Genomic DNA, 16,496 nt, shown 5'->3' with positions numbered 1-16,496 from the left:
CCCCGAGGGATGGTCAGGCGAAGGCCAGGTCGTCCGCCAGCGCGTCGATGCTGCCCAGGTTCTCGAGGCGGAGCGTGTTGCCGCTCCCGAAGTCGAAGACGACGTCGGCGCCCTCCAGATGGGCGAAGCGCAGCACGTCCTCGACGGGCCGGTCCTGGCCGCCCCAGAGATCCCGGTCCAGCACCAGCGTGTCGCGGCCGTCCTCGAAATCCGTCACGACGTCCGCCCCCTTCGAGAAGGCGAAGGTATCGGCGCCCCGTGCCGCCGGTGAGCCCGGTCGTTGCCCGCGCCGCCCTGGAGCGTGTCGCCGCCTCCTGCCCGTCGAGGACGTCGTTGCCCTCCCGGCCGTCGGCCCAGTCGTCGCCGCGGCCGAGCCGGACGCCGTTGCCGGCCCGGTTGCCCACGACGTGGTCGTCCCCCCGCCCCCGGTCAGCACGTTCTCGATGATGGTGCGGCCGGCGATGCCGAGGTTGCCGATCTCGCCGGAGACATTGGAGAAGCTGCCGCCGGCGAGGCTGATCTCGTTGTCGTGGTTGTCGCCCGACAGGTCGATGGTGTCCCTGCCGTTGGCGTCCCAGATGGTCATGGAGGCGCGGCCGAGATCGACCTTGTAGGTGGTGGCGCCGGCGGTGGAGCCGTGCAGGGCCTTTCCGTAGAGCTTCTGGACGGCCGCGATGTCCGCCATCATCGGCGTCGTCACGTAGGCCTTCGTCGCGGCGACGTTCGGGTTCTCGTCCTGGTCCAGGTAGGACATGACCGTGGTCTGCCAGCTATCGGTGGCGAAGCGTTCCTGCCGGACGCTGGCGTTGCCGTTGTAGTTGCCCGAATGGCCCAGCCCGAGAGCATGGCCGATCTCGTGGACATAGGTCTGGAAGCCGTAGCTGCCGACCGAAGCGCCGTAGTCGTCGATCCAGCCCGCCCCGATGTTCACATGGGCGGAACTGATCGCGCGGCCGCTCATCCTCACCTGAGTGTCGGCATCGCCGCCGGCGTCGTCGAAGGTGATGTCGGCGTTCCGGGCGCGTTCCCGGAACTTGAGGTTGGCCACCGCTTCCCAGGAGTCGAGCGCGGTGCGCGCCAGGGCCTTGCCGGCCTTGTTCAGCGCCGTCAGGTCCACCGTGATGGTGTGCTTGTCGAAGTGGTGCGGCGATTGCCCTGTGTCCTGCCAGTAGCCGTTCGCCAGGTAGTCGGCCAGGGCATTCGTAGAGGTGGGACGCGTGGGCATCTCGTCGGGACCTTTGAGCTGGCGGGATCCTGGGCCCGCGGGACGAGGTCCAGTAGGAGCGTCGATAATGGCCAACTTCGGGCAAGGCGAGGGCACGGGAGCGGCGATTCCGCCGGATTGGCATGATGGCGCCAGCGCCGCGGCCCGCTCGCGCGGTCCTTTGCCGGTCGTCCATGAAAGCGAGCAGAAACCCGTTGCCTCCCGTGGGCCGCCGTGGTCTTTGGGCAACCTTGGAGATGCCGCAAGTTCCGTTGCGGCCTGTCTCCCGACCGGGCATGACAGCACCGGGCAGACCCGCTAACTTGGCGGCTCGCATGTCTGCGTCCGGAGCCGCATTTGACCGTCCACCACCTTCCCGAGTCCGATTCGTTTCGCCGGAGCCTGCTCGCCAGCGGCGGCGAGACGGGGGCCCTGATCGCGGCGCGGGACTGGTCGGGCACGCTGGGACCCGTCGAGGGCTGGCCGGGAAGCCTGCGCACCGCGCTCGGGCTGATCCTGCGCTCGCCCGTGCCCATGGTGATGCTGTGGGGCGAGGACGGCATCATGCTCTACAACGACGGCTACGCGGCCTTCGCGGGCGGGCGGCACCCGGAGCTCCTGGGCTCCCGGGTGCGCGAGGGCTGGCCGGAGGCGGCGGACTTCAACGACAACGTCATGCGCGTGGGCCTCGCGGGGGAGACGCTGGCCTACCAGGACATCGAGCTCACGCTCTTCCGCCACGGACGGCCCGAGCAGGTGTTCATGAAGCTCGACTACTCGCCGGTGCCGGGGGAGGACGGGCAGCCGGCCGGCGTGCTGGCCGTGGTGGTGGAGACCACGGCGACTGTGCTCGCCGGGCGTCGCAGGGCGGCCGAGCACGAGCGGCTGGTCAAGATGTACGAGCAGGCGCCGGGCTTCATCGCCATGCTCGACGGGCCCGATCACGTCTTCGGGCTGGTGAACGCCGCCTACCGCGAGCTGATCGGCGGGCGCGACGTGGTCGGCCTGCCGGTGCGCGCCGCCCTGCCGGAGGTCGCGGGGCAGGGCTTCGTGGACCTCCTCGACCGCGTCCATGCCACGGGCGAGCCCTTCCGGGGCGAGGCGGTGCCGGTCTGGCTGGCGCGCACCCCCGGCGAGGCCCCCGAGGAGCGCTTCGTGGACTTCATCTACCAGCCGGTGACGGAGGAGGGGGGCCGCGTCACCGGGATCTTCGTCGAGGGCTACGACGTGACCGAGCGGATGCAGGTCCAGAACGCCCTGCGCGAGAGCGAGGACCACTACCGCCACGCCGTCGAGCTGAGCCCCCAGGTGTCCTGGACCGCCACGCCGGATGGCCTTCTCGACCACGTCGCGCCGCGATGGGTGGAGCTGACGGGCAACCCGGGCCTCGGCGCGAGCTGGGGCGAGGCGATCCACCCCGAGGACCTCGATGCGTCCAGGGAGGCCTGGATGCGGGCCATCGCCACGGGCGAGCCCTACGACATCGAGCACCGCGTCCGCCTGCGGGACGGGCGCTTCCACTGGATGCACTCCCGCGCCTTCCCCCGCCGCAACCCCGGGGGGCGGATCGTCAAGTGGTACGGCACCACCGAGGACGTGGAGGAGCGCAAGGCCGCCGAGGCCGTGCAGCGCGCCCAGGCCGAGGAGCTGCGCGCGGTGCTCGACGCGGTGCCGGCCGGCATCTGGATCACCCACGATCCCGACGCGCGCGAGATCGCCGGCAACGCCCGCTCGCACGAGTTCCTGCGCGTCCCCCAGGGGCGCAACCAGTCCAAGGGCGCGCCGGACGCGCCCACCCGGCACTTCCGCTTCCTCGATTCCGAGGGGCGGGAGCTCGCGCCCCGCGACCTGCCCGTCCAGGCGGCCGCGCGCGGCGAGCCCGTCGCCGGCCGGGAATACCGCGTGGCCTTCGAGGACGGCAGCCATCTCGACCTCTTCGGCAACGCCACGCCGCTCCATGACGCGCAGGGGCGGCCCGCCGGGTCGGTTGCCGCCTTCGTGGACATCACCGGGCGCAAGGCCGTCGAGGCGGCCCTGCGGGAGGAGACCCGCATCCTCGAGACGCTGAACCGCGCGGCGGCGGCCCTGGCCGGGAACTCGACCCCGAGCGGCTGGCCCAGAGCCTGACGGATGCGGGCCGCGCCCTGACCGGCGGCGCCTATGGCGCCTTCTTCCACAACGTCATGGACGAGAGCGGGGAAAGGCTCCACCTCTACACCCTGTCCGGGGCCGAGCGGTCGGACTTCGAAGGGATGGGCGGCGTGCGCGCGACGGGCGTCTTCGGCCCGACCTTCCGCAACGAGGGCGTGGTGCGGTCGGACGACATCCAGGCCGATCCGCGCTACGGCCAGATGGGGCCCCATCACGGGATGCCGGCGGGCCACTTGCCGGTGCGGAGCTACCTGGGCGTCCCCGTCGTCTCCCGCTCGGGCGAGGTGCTGGGGGGCCTCGTCTTCGGCCATCCCGAGCCCGGCCGCTTCACCGAGCGCCACGAGAGGCTCATGGTGGGCCTCGCCGGGCAGGCGGCCATCGCGCTCGACAACGCCCGGCTCTTCCAGGCGGTGCAGCGGGCCAACGAGACGCTGGAGGCGCGCGTGGCCGAGGCCCTGGCCGAGCGCGAGAAGGCCGAGGAGGCGCTGCGGCAGTCGCAGAAGATGGAGGCCATCGGCCAGCTCACCGGCGGGATCGCCCACGACTTCAACAACCTTCTGACCCCCATTGTGGGGGGGCTCGACATCGTGCGGCGCCGTACGACGGACGAGCGGAGCGAGCGGCTCCTCACCGGCGCGCTCCAGGCAGCGGAGCGGGCCAAGACGCTGGTGAGCCGCCTCCTCGCCTTCGCGCGGCGCCAGACGCTGCAGCCCCGGGCCGTGGACGTGGCCGAGCTCGTGGACGGGATGCGCGAGCTGGTGGGCCGCAGCCTGGGCCCCTCGATCGAGGTGCGGGTGGACCTGCCGCGCGACCTGCCGCCCGTGCTGGTGGACCCCAACCAGCTCGAGCTCGCGCTCCTCAACCTGAGCGTGAACGCGCGCGACGCGATGCCCACGGGCGGGCGGCTCACCATCGCGGCCGAGGCCAAGGAAGGGTGGGAATGCCCGATCCCCGGCATCCTGGCGCCCGGGCGCTACCTGCGGATCTGCGTGACCGACACCGGCATGGGCATGGACGAGCCGACGCTCGCGCGTGCCGTGGAGCCCTTCTTCTCGACCAAGGGCATGGGCAAGGGCACGGGCCTGGGCCTTTCCATGGTGCACGGCCTCGCAGCGCAGTCGGGCGGGCTCTTCAAGCTGTCGAGCCGGGTGGGGGAGGGCACCGCGGCGGTGCTCTGGCTGCCGGTGGCCTCGGAGGAGGCGGCGCGCGAGCCCGCCGCCGAGACGGTCGCCCCGCGCGCGCCCCGGCCGGCGATGGTGCTCCTCGTGGACGACGAGCCGCTGGTCCGGCTCTCCACCGCTGAGGGGCTGCGGGACCTGGGCTACGAGGTGGTCGAGGTCGGCACCGCCGCCGAGGCGCTGGAGGCGCTGCGGATGGGCCTCCAGCCCGACGCCGCGGTGACGGACCACATGATGCCGGGCATGACCGGCGCGCAGCTTGCCGCCGAGCTGCGGGAGCGGGCGCCCGGGCTGCCGGTGCTGATGATCACCGGCTACGCCAACCTGCCCCCCGAGCAGACGCGCGGGCTCACGGTGCTGGCCAAGCCGTTCCGGCAGGCCGACCTCGCCACGCTGCTCGCGCAGCTCCTGAGCGGGGAGCGGACGGTGATGCCTCTGCGGGCGCGGACGCGTCCCGAGGGCTGAGCGCGGGTGCCTTGGCCGGGCAGGCGAAGCGGGCTACCATGGGCGCGCGCCCGCCGGTCCGGCGGCCGGAATCCCGGGGGTCCCGACATGCCGCCGCTGCCCGTCAATCCCGACCTGTCGATCAAGCCTGAGGTGGAGGGCTTCTTCGACGAGGGGACGAACACGATCAGCTATCTCGTGAAGGACCCCGGGTCGGAGGCCTGCGCGGTGGTCGATTCGGTGATGGACCTCGACTACGCGGCGGGACGGATCACCTACGACCACGCCGACCGGCTCATCGCCCGCATCCGCGAGCGGGGCCTGCGGCTCGAGTGGCTGATCGAGACGCATGTGCACGCCGACCACCTCTCGGCCGCGCCCTACATCCAGGAGCGGCTGGGCGGCCGGATCGGCATCGGGTCCAAGATCAAGGTCGTCCAAGAGACCTTCGGCAAGATCTTCAACGAAGGGACCGAGTTCCAGCGCGACGGCTCGCAGTTCGACCGGCTGTTCGAGGACGGCGACAGCTACGCGATCGGCGGCATGACCGCCCATGCGCTGCTGACGCCCGGCCACACGCCGGCCTGCATGACCCACGTGATCGGCGACGCGGCCTTCGTGGGCGACACCCTGTTCATGCCCGACGGCGGCTCGGCGCGGGCGGACTTCCCGGGGGCGGACGCGGGCGCGCTCTACGATTCCATCCAGCGCGTGCTGAGCCTTCCCGACGAGACGCGTCTCTTCATGTGCCACGACTACGGGCCGAACGGGCGCGAGATCCGCTGGGAGACCACCGTGGGCGAGGAGCGCGCCCACAACATCCATGTGGGCGGGGGCCGGTCGCGCGAGGACTTCGTGCGGATGCGCGAGGAGCGCGACCGGACGTTGGCCATGCCCAAGCTCATCCTGCCCTCGCTGCAGGTCAACATGCGGGCGGGCGAGATCCCGACCGATCCCTCGGGCCGGCCGATGCTCAAGGTGCCGGTCAACGGTCTCTGATCGCGCGGACGGGGCCGCGTCTTCCCACAAGGGCCGGGAAAGCGCCACAGGATCGCCGCCCCGCGCCCATGATTCGGGGGCAGGATGGGGCTGTTGACGATCGGAGTGGTGGCGCGTGAGAGGTGAAGGGAGGGAGCCCACGCCCGCCGGGCCGAGGCTTCCTCCCGAGCCCGAGGGACGTGCCCGGAGGACCCGACGGGTCAGCCCTGACGCGCCCGGAGCCGGCGGAGGCGTCCCGAGGTCCAGCGACGCCCGCGGATCATCGCGGCCGAGGCCGTCGGCCGGAGCGCCGGGATGTCCACCGCCAGCAGCAGGACGCCGAGCGGCAGCATCCAGAGCCCGAGGAACGGCAGGAACGACAGGAGCCCTCCGGCGATCAGGAGCACGGCGAAGGGCAGCCGCACGAAGGCCGAACCGTCGCGCAGGAGCATCCGGATCGGCCGGCGCAATGACGGGAAGCGGCGCTCCATGGCCGCGAACTGCCGAAGCAGCCTCTGCTTGTGCCGGATGCGCTCGCTCCGATGCCGCATGTCGGGAGGGTCCCTTCTGATCGGTCCGGGGCGGGCCGGCTGGTCAGGAGGTGGGGCGGTCGAGGCGGATCCGCAAGGACTCCCCTCGGCCGACATGGCCGCGACCGATCGGCCCGGCGCTTGTCCCCGCCGGTCGCCCTTGCGGGCCGGCTTGGCCGGGCCCGCGACCTGGACGGTCATGTCGGATCTCCTCTGGCTCATGGGCCGAGGCCCGGGACGCGCGGTCACGGCCGAAGGCCGGCGCCTCCTGGTGGACGCAAGCGGGGAACCCGCGCCCCCGACCCCGGGTTCCCGCCGGCCTGTCCGGGCAATCTCCGCTCACTTGAGCGGAGCGGCAGTGCGGTGGAGGCCGACCTTGAGGCCCCCATGCGGCACCGGAAGGCCCGGCTCCGCGAAGGGCAGCCCCGTCGCGCGGGCCAGGGACGGCTCGCTGGTCACGAGGCCGACGCGCCAGCCCGAGAACCGGCTGCGGAGCACCTCGCCCAGCGAGGCGTAGAGGGCGTAGAGGAGCTTCTTGTTGCCGATCCGGGTCCCGTAGGGCGGGTTGACCATCACGAGGCCCGGCGGGCCCTCGGGGCGCTGGAGCTCGGCGAGGGGCTGACGGCGGAAGTCCGTGATGCCGGCGACGCCGGCGCGTTCGGCGTTGGCCCGGCTCATGGCGATGGCGCCCGCGTCCCGGTCATGGCCGAGGAAGCGGAAGGGGACGGGTCGGGCCGGGGGCGGCTCGCGCAGACGGTCCCAGGCCGCGGGGTCGAAGGTCGCGAGCCGCTCGAAGGCGAAGTCGCGCGACCGCCCGGGTCGGAGGCCGGCGGCGATCTCGGCGGCCTCGATCACGAAGGTCCCCGACCCGCACATCGGGTCGAGCACCGGCTCGGTGCCGTCGTAGCCGCATTCGCGCAGGAAGAGGGCGGCCAGCGTCTCGCGCAGCGGCGCCTTGTTCACCGCCTCCTTGTGGCCGCGCCGGTGCAGGAGCTCGCCCGAGGTGTCGACGCTGATGGTGCAGAGGTCGTCCTCGATCCGCGCCATGACGCGGATTTCGGCGTCCTCGGCGATGGGGGCGCCCAGCTCCTCGCGGATGGCCGCCGAGATGCGCTGGACGACCGCCCCGGCGTGGTAGATGCGCGAGCCCTTGCACGAGGCCTCGACCTTGACCGGCTGGTCGGGCCGCAGGACCTCGGCCCAGGGGAACTTGCGGGCGCGCTTGTCGAGCTGCGCGAGGTGCAGCGCCCGGAAGGCCCCGATGCGGGCGAGGACCTTGGTCGCGCCGCGCAGATCGAGGTTCGCGCGCCAGACCTCGGGCCAGCCGCCCCGGACGGTGACGCCGCCGACGGACGCCACGGGGTCGGCGAATCCCTTCTCCCGCGCTTCCTGGCAGAGGGCCGGCTCCAGTCCCGGAGGAGTCACCAGATAGATCTCGAAGGGCTCGTCGGTCATGCCGCGCTCGATAGCCGAAGGGCGGCGAAGCTTCGACCCCATTCGACGCAAGGCCGACGGCGGCGTCCGTCCGGTCGGGCCAGGACCGCCCGAAGGCCGTAGCGCCCGACCCCTTGGGGGCCGGGCGCCGACGCCGCGCCTTGTGGCGGCGGGTCAGGCCGCAGGGCGCTGGTGCCGCATGAACTGCGCGTCCAGCTCGTCCTCCGATCCCGTGGCGAGGTCGAAGTCGTGGCCCTGGTGCCGTTGCCCGACGGCCGGCGGCTTGGCCCTCGCCGGCGCAAGGGAGGCGGCAGCGGGCACGGGCCCGCGGTCCCCCGTCGTGACCCCGAGGACGGACATGGCGGACCGGAGCCCCTCCGCCTGGAGGGCGAGCTCGGCGGCGGTGGAGGCGACCTGCTCCGAGGCGGAGGTGTTCTCCTGCGTGACCTTGCTCAGCTCCACGATGGCCTGGGCGACCTGTCCCGCGCCGGTCTCGAGCTCCCGGTTGGCGTGGCTGATGGCGGCCACGAGCTCGGCGGTGCGGCCGATCTGGGGGAGGAGCCCCTCGAGGCTGCGGCCGGTGCTGTCGGCGGCGGTCATCGTCTCGGAGGAGAGGCGGCTCACCTGCGTCGCCGCCGCCTGGCTGCGCTCGGCAAGCTTGCGCACCTCGGCGGCGACCACGGCGAAGCCCCGCCCGTGCTCGCCGGCCCGCGCCGCCTCGACGGCGGCGTTGAGCGCGAGGAGATCCGTCTGGCGGGCGATCTCCTGGATCACGAGGATCTGCTCGGCGACGGTGCGCATCGAGCGGACGGCCAGCGAGGCGTTCTCGCCCATGGACTGCGCGGAGGCGGACGACTTCGAGGCGATCCCCTCGGTCTCGGAGGCGCCCTCGGCCGTCTGCCGGATGTTGGCCGCCATCTGCTCCACCGAGGCCGAGGCCTGCTCGGTCGCGGCGGCCTGCTCCGAGGCGCCCTGGCTCAGTTGCTGGGCGGTCGCGGCCATCTGCGCCGCCCCGGCGGCCACGCGATGGGTGAGGTCCGTGATCGTGCGGACGGCGCCGTTCATGGAGCGCAGCACCCAGGTCGCGCCCAGGACGCCGATCAGCGCGCTGGCCGCCGCGATCGCGAACAGGATGTTGCGGGCGCGCTGGAAGCTGGCCTCCGTCTGCGCCACGGTCGCGGCCTGGCTGTCGCGCTCGGTCTCGACGAGCTGGTCGAGGAGCGGCTTCATCTGCGCCCAGAGCTCCGACCCGTGGCCGGTCACGAGGCGGAAGGCCGAGGCGTCGGCCTCGGGCGTCTGCCGGCCGGCGAGGTCGAGGACCTGGTTGTTGACGCCGCGAAGCTGGGTGTTGAGGTCCTGGAAGCGGTCGAGGAGAACAAGGCTCGCCTCGTCGAGCTGCGACGCGAGCTTGTCCTCGAAGGTGCTGACCTGCTCGCGCGCCTGGGCGACCTCGGCCACGACGGCCTCGATCTTGGCGGCGTCCTCGTGGAGGATCGCGTCCCGGACCATCTTCTGCACATCGAACGCATTCGCCCGGAGCTCCTCGGACAGCCAGAGGTTCTCGCTCCTGACGTCGACGAGGTCGTTCATCCGGGCGTTGATGTCCTGGAGGGACCTGAGGGCGAGCCCCATGCTCAGCGCGGAGGCGGCGAACAGGAGGAGGAAGACCAGCGCAAGTTTGCGCTTGAGGTTGAGGCGCATGGGCGGGTCCTTTGCAAATCCGCGCTGGAGCGAGGATGTGAACGATGATGGCCAGTATCGGCCCGCGGCCTGAAGATCGGGTAAACGCCGGGACGCTGATTGGGATTCTGGTGAAGTGATCCTTGACTGGGGTCGGGACCTCGGTCGCGGTCCATGGGCGGGCCGGGGAAGGGGCGCGGGATGCGCAGGCGGGCCGAAGAGGCCCGTCGGGCGATCCCGTCACCGCCCGGGGTTCCATCGAGCCGGTCGGCCGGCGGGTCCGAATCGGTGGAAGCCGGCGGAATGGCCGCGCCGCGCCCGTCGGCCGGACTTCGGTCCCCCTCGCCTCCGCCCGGGGCCTGCGGCAGAGTGCGCCGCACCCGAGGGGGGTCGCCGCGACCGGCGGCCCTCAGGCCAAGCTGGAGATGTCCATGATCCCGATCCGCCCGAGCCTCTGGCTCGCCCTGGCCACTGCGTCCCTTGCCGGGGCCGCCCGGGCCGAGGCCACATCGTTCCAGGTCGTCCTGGCCGGGAGCGTCCTGGGGACCGTGGACTACGAGACCGACGGCGGACGTCCGGCGCTGCTCCGCTCGAACCTCGACAACACGCCCCTGGGGGTCCTCAACGGGACCTGGCAGGCCGGGTCGCAGCCCGTGCGGACCAGCGAAGGGGTGGACGCGGTGCAGTTCCAGGCGGTCACCGCCTCCTCGCGGAAGAACCGGACCATCACCTTCCTTCACGCCGACGGGCGCGTCCTGACGGTCCAGGTCGATCCCGCCGAGGACGCGACCGAGCTTTCCGATGCCGCGCAGGTGCCGGCCGGCGTCCTCGATCCCGTGGAGGCCTTCGGGCGGCTCTTCGAGACGCAGGGCTGTCCCGAAGCCTTCCGGCTCTACGACGGGCGCCGGGTCGTGGAGGTCACGCCCGCCGGCGCGGAGGAGGCGAACGGCCTGCTGACCTGCGACATGGACTACGAGGTCGTGGCGGGGCCGGGGCACCTGTCGCCCTTCCGCTTCCGGTCCTTCGACCTGACGCTCACCTATGTCCGGACCGACGGTGGGCCGGTCCTCGCCGAGGTGGACGTGAGCGCCGGGCCCTTCACGGTGCGGCTCCGGCGCTAGGTCCGCAGGGCGGGCCGGATCGCCGGGGGCGCCGCGAGCCTTCGCCACCGTGGTCGTCTGGCCCCTGGGCCTCGGCCTCCATGCCATCTGGAGCAACCGCATGTTCACCCGCGCCAGGACCCGCCTGATGACCCGCGCCGCCGCCTGGGCCCCCGATCCCCGGGCCGCCGCCGACGGGGCCGGTCGGGCGTGATCGCCCCGGGGCGTGGCATCGACCCCGGGGCCTGATGCGCGACCGCGTGGCTTCGGAGGCGCCGGCCCGGCCTGCGGGCGCCCGTCGGAGCGGCCGCGTGGCTCGAGTGGAGCGCTGGACACCACGGCCCGGGGTCTGCATCGTCGGGTCGGGCCGCAGGGGCTCGCGGACCCTCCCCGATTCCTGGAGACCGGACATGGCGCGAGTGGTGGTGATCGGCGGCAGCGGCCACGTGGGGACCTACCTCGTCCCGGCGCTGGTGGAGCGCGGGCATGAGGTGGTCAACGTGAGCCGGGGCCAGGCCGCGCCCTACCGGCCGCATCCGGCCTGGGCCCGGGTCCGGCAGGTGGCGGCCGACCGGGTGGCCGAGGACGCCGCCGGCACCTTCGGAGGGCGCATCGCCGCCCTGGAGCCCGACGTCGTGGTGGACATGATCTCCTTCGACCTGCCGAGCACCCGACAGATCGTCGAGGCCCTGCGAGGGCGGGTGGAGCACTTCGTCCATTGCTCGACCATCTGGGTCCATGCCCGGAACACCGCCGTGCCCGCGACCGAGGACGACCCGCTGGTCACCTTCGGCGACTACGGGGTGAACAAGGCCGCCATCGAGACCTGGCTTCTGGCCGACGCGCGGCGCACGGGCTTCCCGGCCACGATCTTCCGGCCCGGCCACATCGTCGGGCCGGGCTGGGTGCCCATCAACCCGGTCGGGAACAACGACCCGGAGGTGTTCTCCCGCATCGCGCGCGGCGAGGAGCTGGCGATCCCGAACTTCGGTCTCGAGACCCTTCATCACGTCCATGCCGACGACGTGGCGCAGGTGGTCCTGCGCGCCATGCTCAACCGCTCGGCCTCGGCAGGCGAGGCGTTCAACACCGTCTCGGCCCAGGCGCTGAACCTCAAGGGCTATGCCGAGGCGATGTATCGCTGGTTCGGGCACGAGCCCCGGCTGCGCTTCCAGCCCTTCGACGAGTGGAAGGCGGGCCAGGACCCGGAGCGGGCGCACCAGAGCTGGGAGCACATCGTCCGCAGCTCATGCCATTCCATCGAGAAGGCTCGGCAGCGGCTCGGCTACCAGCCGCGCCACACGAGCCTTCAGGCCGTGCAGGAGGCCGTCGCCGCCCTGATCGACGAGGGCCGCGTGGAGGCGCCGCCTCCCTCCTGAACGCTCCGCGCTGCCGCCGTGATCGGGGGCGCAGCGCTCGCCGGCGGGGTGGGCGCGGCCCGGGGCTCCGGACCTCGGTGCCAATCTGCGCGGTGGTGGTCGCGGCCGCCGTCCTGATGCGGACGCGTTTCGGGGCGCATCTCACCTGCGTGGGAGGCGATCGCGATGCGACCCTGGCCGGCGGCGCGCAGATGGCCGACCTCGAACGCGAGAGCGCCGCCATCAGGGGTGAGGGCCCCGTTCCCGCATCGGCTCGGGGTTGTTGGGATGTCAAGAAGCGGTCGGGGAGCGCTTCCTCAGGCCCGTGGCTGGCGGCGAACGGCCCTCGGGGGGAAGGGGGCGCCAGGGCCCGGGCGCGCGGGACGACCTCCGGGGGTGGCAGAGGGTGCTCAGGCGACGGCCTGGGCCCCGGTGATCTCGACGAGCGAGCCGCACATGAAGGCGGCCTCGTCGGAGGCGAGGAAGGCCACGAGCGCCGCGACCTCCTCGGGCTTGCCGATGCGGCCGAAGGGGACGAGCCGGTCGAGGTCGGCGATGGTGCGGCCAGAGCGCCTGACCCCGGTCTCCAGCATGGGCGTGTGGATCTCGCCCGGACAGACGGCGTTCACGCGGATCTTCTGGGGCGCGTAGTCGCGGGCGAGGTTCTGGGTGAAGCTCGCCACCGCCGCCTTGGTCACGTTGTAGGCGATGTGGTCCGGCGCGGGATGCAAGCCCCATTGCGACGCCGTGTTGACGATGGCGCCGCCTCCGGCCTCGATCATCGAGGGGAGGGCCGCGCGGCAGAGGTGGAACATCGCGTCGAGGTTGACGGCGAAGCTCAGACGCCAGTCGTCCTCGGTCAGGGCCAGCAGGTTCCCCCGCCGGTTGATGCCCGCGTTGTTGCAGAGGACGTCGATCCGTCCCTCGGTCGCCAGGACGTCCGCGACGTTGGCGCGGCAGCCCTCGGGGGTCGCGATGTCGCTCGCGAAGGCGCGGGCGGTGCCTCCGACCTCGCGGATGGAGGCGGCGGTGGCTTCGGCGCCATCGGCGTTCACGTCGCAGACCACGACGGCCGCCCCCTCCTGGGCGAGGCGCTGGCAGATGGCCGAGCCTATGCCGCCCGCCGCACCGGTGACGACGGCGACCTTGCCTTGGAAGCGCATGGGATTGTCCTTCATCTCAGATAGCTGCCGCCGTTGACGTCGAGCACCGCCCCGTTGAGCGAGACCTGCGAGGGCCGCAGCGCGAAGGCCACCAGCTCGCCGATCTCGGCAGGCTCGGCCATGCGGCCGACGGGGATGCCGGCGAGCGCCGCCGCCTCGCCGTGCTGGGCGATGAAGGCCTCGGCCATCTCGGTCCGGACCCAGCCGGGCGAGCGCCACGGCGGTGATGCCCTCGTGGCCGTGGCTTTGCGCGACCGACTTCGTCAGGTTGATGAGCGCCGCCTTGGACGCGCCATAGGCCATGGCGTTCGAGGCATAGCCCCGCTGCCCGGCCCGGCTGGCCATGTTGACGATCCGCCCGCGGCCATGCGCCCGGAAGTGCCGGATCGCGCTCCGGGTCAGGTCCACCGCCGACAGGAGGTTGACGCGCAACTCGCGGTCCCAGGTCGCCTGCCAGTCGCCGAGCGGCGCCTCGACCGACACCTCGGACCGGATGCCCGCGTTGTTGACGAGGCCGTGGAGCCGGCCGGCGAGGTCCTTGGCGGCGTCCCACAACTCGGTCGCCGCCTCGGGACGCGACAGATCGGCCTGGACGAGCCAGCCTCGGCCGCCGATCCCCTCGAGGAGACGCTCGGCGCCGTCCCGGTCGCGTCCGTAGTGGATCGCCACATGGGCGCCCTCGGCCGCGAGCGCGGTTGAGATGGCCCGACCGATGGCGCCGGTCGCGCCGGTCACGAGGACGTTCTGGCCGTCGAGAGACGTGGTCACAACTCGCCCACCTGAGGACCCCAGGTGTCCGACAGCGCGAAGCCGGCCTTGAAGGGGTCCTCGGGGCTGATCCGCAGCTCCTGGCGGCCGAAGATCCAGGCCTGCCCGGTGATCCGGGGCAGGACGGCGGGGCGGCCTCCGACGGTGGTCTCGCCGATGGCCTCGGCCAGGAAGGTGCCGCCGATGATCGACTGCGAGGTGCGTGTTTCTCCCACCTTCAGTTTGCCCCGGGCGTGCAGGACGGCGAGGTTCGCGGAGCTGCCGGTCCCGCAGGGGGAGCGGTCCACGCGCCCCGGCTTCAGCGTGGTGCAGGTCGTCACCGATCCGTCCGGCTGGGTGTCGCGGAACATCACATAGGCGATCTCGTTCAGGCTCGGGATCTCGGGATGCGCGACCTTCACCTGCTCGGCCAGCAGCGCCTTGATCTCGATGCCGGCCTCGGCCAGCTTGCGGGCGTGGTCGGGGGTGATCTTCAGCCCCACCTGATCCACGTCGACCTGCGCGTAGAACACGCCGCCGAAGGCGATGTCGGCGCGGATCGTGCCCCACTTCGGGGTGACGACCGGCGCGTCGAGCTGCTGGACGAAGGCCGGCACGTTGTCGAGGCTCACCGACAGGCAGCGCCCGTCGCGGCACCGGGCCCGCACGGTGATGAGCCCGGCCGCCGTGTCGAGGCGCACGACCGTCTCGGGCTCCACCATCGGGACCCGCCCTGTCTCCAGCAGCGCCGTGACGACGCAGATGCAGTTCGAGCCCGACATCGGGTGCGCCCGGTCGGGCTGGAGCACGATGAAGGCGGCGTCCGCATCGGGGCGGCAGGGCGGCAGCAGCAGGTTGACCGTCATCGCCACGTTGGCGCGCGGCTCGAAGCAGACGAACCGGCGGAGCGAGTCGTCCACCTCGTTGATGTGGTTCATCTTGTCGAGGATCGTCGCGCCGGGGATCTCCGGCGCGCCGCCGACGATGACGTTCCCGATCTCGCCCTGCGCGTGGACCATCAGGATCTCGAGGGTCCGCTCGAACCTCATTTGACGTACCAGCCCCAGGGCTCGTCGCTGACGAGGCGGGTGATCTGCTTGGTCTCGAGGTAGTTCTCGAGACCCCAGCGCCCGAGCTCGCGCCCGATGCCGGACTGCTTGTATCCGCCCCAGGGCGCCTCGGTGAAGGTGGGCTGCGAGCAGTTGATCCAGACGATGCCGGCGCGGAAGGCGGCGGCCACGCGCTCGGCCTGGGCGTCGTCCCCGCTCATCACGGCGGCGGCGAGGCCGTAGCGCGAGTCGTTGGCGAGGCGGATCGCCTCGGCCTCGTCCGTGAAGGGCCGGAGGCAGACGACGGGGCCGAAAATCTCCTCGCGCCAGGCGTCGCTGTGGAGCGGCACGTCGGTCAGCACCGTGGGCGCGACGAAGTAGCCGTGGTTGAAGCCCTCGGCCTTGCCGCCGGTCGCCACGGTCGCGCCCTGTTCCCGCGCATGGTCGATGGCGGCCAGCACCTTGCGATACTGCGCCTCGTTCACGAGGGGACCGAGGAGCGTGCCGTCTGCGAGCCCGTCGCCGATGCGGATCTTCCGGGCTTCCTCGATAAGCCGCTCCAGCAGCCGGTCGTAGAGCGGCGCCTCGACCAGCACCCGCGAGGTGGCCGAGCAGACCTGCCCCTGGTTCCAGAAGATGCCGAACATGATCCACTCGACGGCCTTGTCGAGGTCGCAGTCGGCGAAGACCACGAAGGGCGACTTGCCCCCGAGCTCCAGGCTCACGCACTTGATGTCGCGGGCGGCGGCGGCCATGACCTTGGAGCCCACGGGGCCCGAGCCGGTGAAGGCCAGCTTGTCCACGCCGGGGTGGTCGATCAGCGCCTGCCCGACTGTGGTGCCGAGGCCCGTGACGACGTTCAGCACCCCGGGCGGCAGACCCGCCTCGTCCGCGATGGCGGCGAGCTCAAGCGCGGTGAGCGAGGTCGTCTCGGCGGGCTTCAGGACCATCGTGCAGCCGGCGGCGAGCGCGGGGGCGACCTTCCAAGCAGCCATGAGGAGAGGATAGTTCCAGGGGATGATCCCCACGGCGACGCCCACGGGCTCCTTCACGGCCTTGGCGGTGAAGCGGCCGTCGGCGAGGGCGATCTCTTCGGGACCTTGCCCGTCCATCTCCTCGGCCAGCCCGGCGTAGAAGTCGAAGCAGCCGGCCGCGTCAGCGAGGTCCCATTCGGCCTCGGGCAGGGGCTTGCCGTTGTCCAGGACCTCCAGCCGTGCCAGCTCGGGCAGGCGGGCGCGGATGCCCTCGGCGATCTTGCGAAGGTACGCCCCGCGCTCGGCACCGGAGAGGCGCGGCCAGGGCCCTTCGTCGAAGGCGCGGCGGGCGGCGCGGACGGCGGCGTCGGCATCCATGGCCGAGCCGGCGGGGATGTGGTGGACCACCTCCTCGGTCGCGGGGTTCACGACCGGGATCGTGGCCCCGTCGGCGGGACGAGCCCAGCGGCCGTCGATGTAGAACTCGGTTTTCATCATCTGCGTCC

At 72.3% G+C, this 16,496-nt stretch carries 12 protein-coding genes; 5 read left to right on the top strand and 7 right to left on the bottom strand.

Annotation, left to right across the window (positions count from 1 at the left end; translation table 11 throughout):
• Nucleotides 1-13 precede the first annotated feature (13 nt).
• Nucleotides 14-1,225, bottom strand: a complete 1,212-nt coding sequence (locus tag RUMESO_RS05530; RefSeq protein WP_051521057.1) for a M10 family metallopeptidase — start codon at nucleotides 1,223-1,225, stop codon at nucleotides 14-16.
• Nucleotides 1,226-1,561: 336 nt separating this feature from the next.
• Here RUMESO_RS05530 and RUMESO_RS05525 point away from each other — a divergent pair, with 336 nt between their 5' ends.
• The 3 genes from RUMESO_RS05525 to RUMESO_RS05515 all read left to right on the top strand — a co-directional run bounded on the left by RUMESO_RS05525 (nucleotide 1,562) and on the right by RUMESO_RS05515 (nucleotide 5,976).
• Nucleotides 1,562-3,331, top strand: coding sequence for a PAS domain-containing protein (locus RUMESO_RS05525; protein ID WP_051521056.1), 1,770 nt, complete (start codon nucleotides 1,562-1,564; stop codon nucleotides 3,329-3,331).
• On the top strand, nucleotides 3,316-4,998 hold the full coding sequence (locus RUMESO_RS05520; RefSeq protein ID WP_082483372.1) for a response regulator: 1,683 nt from the start codon (nucleotides 3,316-3,318) through the stop codon (nucleotides 4,996-4,998). The genes RUMESO_RS05525 and RUMESO_RS05520 overlap by 16 nt, the downstream gene beginning before the upstream one ends.
• Before the next feature lie 87 nt (nucleotides 4,999-5,085).
• A complete protein-coding gene (locus RUMESO_RS05515) occupies nucleotides 5,086-5,976 on the top strand; it encodes an MBL fold metallo-hydrolase (protein ID WP_037278733.1) in 891 nt (296 codons plus the stop codon).
• Nucleotides 5,977-6,176: 200 nt separating this feature from the next.
• On the opposite strand, the gene RUMESO_RS05510 is transcribed toward RUMESO_RS05515, so the two are convergent.
• The 3 genes from RUMESO_RS05510 to RUMESO_RS05500 form a co-directional block, all read right to left on the bottom strand.
• Nucleotides 6,177-6,506, bottom strand: a complete 330-nt coding sequence (locus RUMESO_RS05510) for a hypothetical protein (RefSeq protein ID WP_037278731.1) — start codon at nucleotides 6,504-6,506, stop codon at nucleotides 6,177-6,179.
• A 318-nt stretch (nucleotides 6,507-6,824) separates the two neighbouring features.
• Entirely contained in the window at nucleotides 6,825-7,940 is a 1,116-nt protein-coding gene (locus RUMESO_RS05505) for a THUMP domain-containing class I SAM-dependent RNA methyltransferase (RefSeq protein ID WP_037278730.1), read from the bottom strand.
• 153 nt (nucleotides 7,941-8,093) lie between these two features.
• Entirely contained in the window at nucleotides 8,094-9,620 is a 1,527-nt protein-coding gene (locus RUMESO_RS05500) for a methyl-accepting chemotaxis protein (RefSeq protein ID WP_037278729.1), read from the bottom strand.
• Between the two features lie 410 nt (nucleotides 9,621-10,030).
• Here RUMESO_RS05500 and RUMESO_RS05495 point away from each other — a divergent pair, with 410 nt between their 5' ends.
• The gene (locus tag RUMESO_RS05495; protein WP_037278728.1) at nucleotides 10,031-10,720 is read left to right on the top strand and encodes a hypothetical protein; all 690 of its coding nucleotides are present in this window, start codon (nucleotides 10,031-10,033) and stop codon (nucleotides 10,718-10,720) included.
• Nucleotides 10,721-11,109: 389 nt separating this feature from the next.
• A complete protein-coding gene (locus RUMESO_RS05490; RefSeq protein ID WP_037278727.1) occupies nucleotides 11,110-12,078 on the top strand; it encodes an NAD-dependent epimerase/dehydratase family protein in 969 nt (322 codons plus the stop codon).
• 389 nt (nucleotides 12,079-12,467) lie between these two features.
• Here RUMESO_RS05490 and RUMESO_RS26160 read toward each other — a convergent pair whose 3' ends face one another.
• From RUMESO_RS26160 to RUMESO_RS05475, 3 genes are read right to left on the bottom strand one after another with little or no spacing between them, the layout of a single operon-like run.
• A complete protein-coding gene (locus RUMESO_RS26160; RefSeq protein WP_211262791.1) occupies nucleotides 12,468-13,988 on the bottom strand; it encodes a glucose 1-dehydrogenase in 1,521 nt (506 codons plus the stop codon).
• Nucleotides 13,985-15,016 carry a proline racemase family protein gene (locus RUMESO_RS05480; RefSeq protein ID WP_037278725.1) on the bottom strand — a complete coding sequence of 344 codons (1,032 nt, stop codon included), beginning with the start codon at nucleotides 15,014-15,016 and terminating at the stop codon, nucleotides 13,985-13,987. Before RUMESO_RS05480 ends, RUMESO_RS26160 begins: the two co-directional genes overlap by 4 nt.
• Nucleotides 15,013-16,488 carry an aldehyde dehydrogenase family protein gene (locus tag RUMESO_RS05475; RefSeq protein ID WP_211262790.1) on the bottom strand — a complete coding sequence of 492 codons (1,476 nt, stop codon included), beginning with the start codon at nucleotides 16,486-16,488 and terminating at the stop codon, nucleotides 15,013-15,015. The genes RUMESO_RS05480 and RUMESO_RS05475 overlap by 4 nt, the downstream gene beginning before the upstream one ends.
• Nucleotides 16,489-16,496: the final 8 nt, after the last annotated feature.

It is taken from the genome of Rubellimicrobium mesophilum DSM 19309, from assembly GCF_000600335.2.
Classification (GTDB): Bacteria; Pseudomonadota; Alphaproteobacteria; order Rhodobacterales; family Rhodobacteraceae; genus Rubellimicrobium; species Rubellimicrobium mesophilum.
The sequence above is the reverse complement of the archived record's forward strand: the minus strand, read 5'-3'. Positions and strand labels throughout refer to the sequence as shown.